Source organism: Legionella norrlandica, assembly GCF_000770585.1.
Classification (GTDB): Bacteria; Pseudomonadota; Gammaproteobacteria; order Legionellales; family Legionellaceae; genus Legionella; species Legionella norrlandica.
Window position 1 is genome coordinate 1 of sequence record NZ_JNCF01000114.1, and the last position, 1,939, is coordinate 1,939.

The window sequence follows — 1,939 nt, forward strand, 5'->3', positions numbered from 1 at the left end:
AAGAATCATGATTTGCTGGCCGTGGCTGCTCTTTGGGATACCTCGCAACACAATGAAGAAGTGATTCACATGTTGTCTTATTACAACCGATGTCAATTTTCTCATTGAACCAGTGCATCATCGGATGCCTGTTATTTTGGATGAAGAGTCTCAAGCCATTTGGCTTAATAACACTCAATGTAATAAAGAACAATTATTGGTGTTAATAAAACCTTATCCTTATGAGGATTTGGAAGGGTATAGGGTTACTACCTTAGTGAACAAGGCCGACTTTGACTATCCATTGGCGGTGGAGCCATTATCTAAATAAAAAAATTTAAAAGAAAATTTTCATCAAGTAAGTCTTAATCAATACAATCCGCACCGAAATTTACTTTAATAATTTTAAGGACAATACAATATTTGAATGTATGGAACACCTAATGAAGTATCTTTTATTAATGAACAAATTGGTCTATACAGTTGGGCTCTGCCCAAAATTTAAGATTTTGTAAATTGGATTTTTTTACAACGCAGCCATATAATTTAACCCCAGTTCGAGGCTAAATTATATAAAATTTTATAACCTTTCTGTTTTTTCTTTTAACAGTAGTTGGATTATGAAAATCTTCACGCTACATAATACGACATCCATCATCATTCCGAACTGTATTTTTAAAGTCCTCGATGACAGATGCTTCTTCTTCATTGCAAGGTATTTCAATAGTATGTAGATAGTCTTCTTTAGAAACAAAAGAAATATTCGGATTGATCGTCTTTAGGGCTTCTAATCCCTTATGATAATAGGCTTGATTATTTTTATGACAATCGTAATCTAGTTTATAACTAAATAATGAATTATCTGATTTTTTATACTGCAAATTAAATAATATATTTGTAATGTTTTGCCCTTCTTCAAAAGCATTCAGACATTCGACGAGCACTCCTGAAATATAAAATATGCTATTAAATTTCAAGAAATTTTCTTTAGATTCGGTAACTAAATTATCATATTCAACTTTTCCGCAAAGACCGTGCATAAAATTTCTTTCTTGACCGAAATGAACATAGGAAGAATCATCTTCAATTAGAATGGCATCTTTTAATTCAGCATTTTTACTCAGTGCTTTTGTAATATCTTTTTTATTATTTCCCCATCCCAAGCCGTAATTTTGTTTCATAATATGAGCATTTTCACTGTCATTGGGGACTAAGTCCTGACGGGATAGAATCACAACAGTATCTTTTATTTGTTCATATTTTTCTTGACCCAGTGCACTAGTTAGTAATTTGGGAACAAACTCTATATTTCTTTCCATAGCTCCTGAACTAAAAAAAGCGATGTTAATGTAATCTTTTGAACAAAGCAGACGCATTAATTCGAGAACGCCAGGATAAATTTGATGCTCTCTGTTAGCGGCCATAATAAGAGCACTTTTTCTTAATAAATATAGTTTTTCCTGCTCTGAAATAGAGTCATGAGAAGCCAAAATATCATCAATATCGAAAACAACGGTTAAAATTTTTATATCACTTCTTTTTTCTTTTTCTTGAATTGGATCAGCAGTAATTGAAAAATACTCAAAAAAATTGTCTGTTGCATCAGGACTATTTTGAGATAAAGGAATAGGTCTAATAGCTGCCTTTAGACGCGTAAATAAATTGATCATCTCATCGTAATCCAGTATTTCTTTATCTTGACCATCAAATGTTAATTCACATGGACCTCCAATGTCGAAACGATGAACCTTTACAGTGACGTTATAACCTAATAATTTAGCAGCATAACCAATATTCGCTTTTAAAAAATCTAGCTCCCAAGAATTGGCACGCGCTATTGGCGTTCCTTTTTTTGCATTATTTAGAATATTAATTGCTAAATCACAAGCATAGTAATTCATTGTATATTTCTCACAAATAATTAGAGCTGCCCCCTTAAATGGCTCTACCCCAAATAAAG

The 1,939-nt window shown here is 32.2% G+C and carries 1 protein-coding gene and 1 pseudogene; one reads left to right on the forward strand and one right to left on the reverse strand.

Annotated features, from left to right (window positions below; translation table 11 throughout):
- Positions 1-310, forward strand: a pseudogene (locus OK13_RS16120) (SOS response-associated peptidase family protein); the annotation flags it as partial.
- Between the two features lie 304 nt (positions 311-614).
- Here OK13_RS16120 and OK13_RS13605 read toward each other — a convergent pair.
- A partial coding sequence (locus tag OK13_RS13605) for a hypothetical protein (protein ID WP_206538907.1) occupies positions 615-1,939 on the reverse strand: 1,325 nt, incomplete at its 5' end.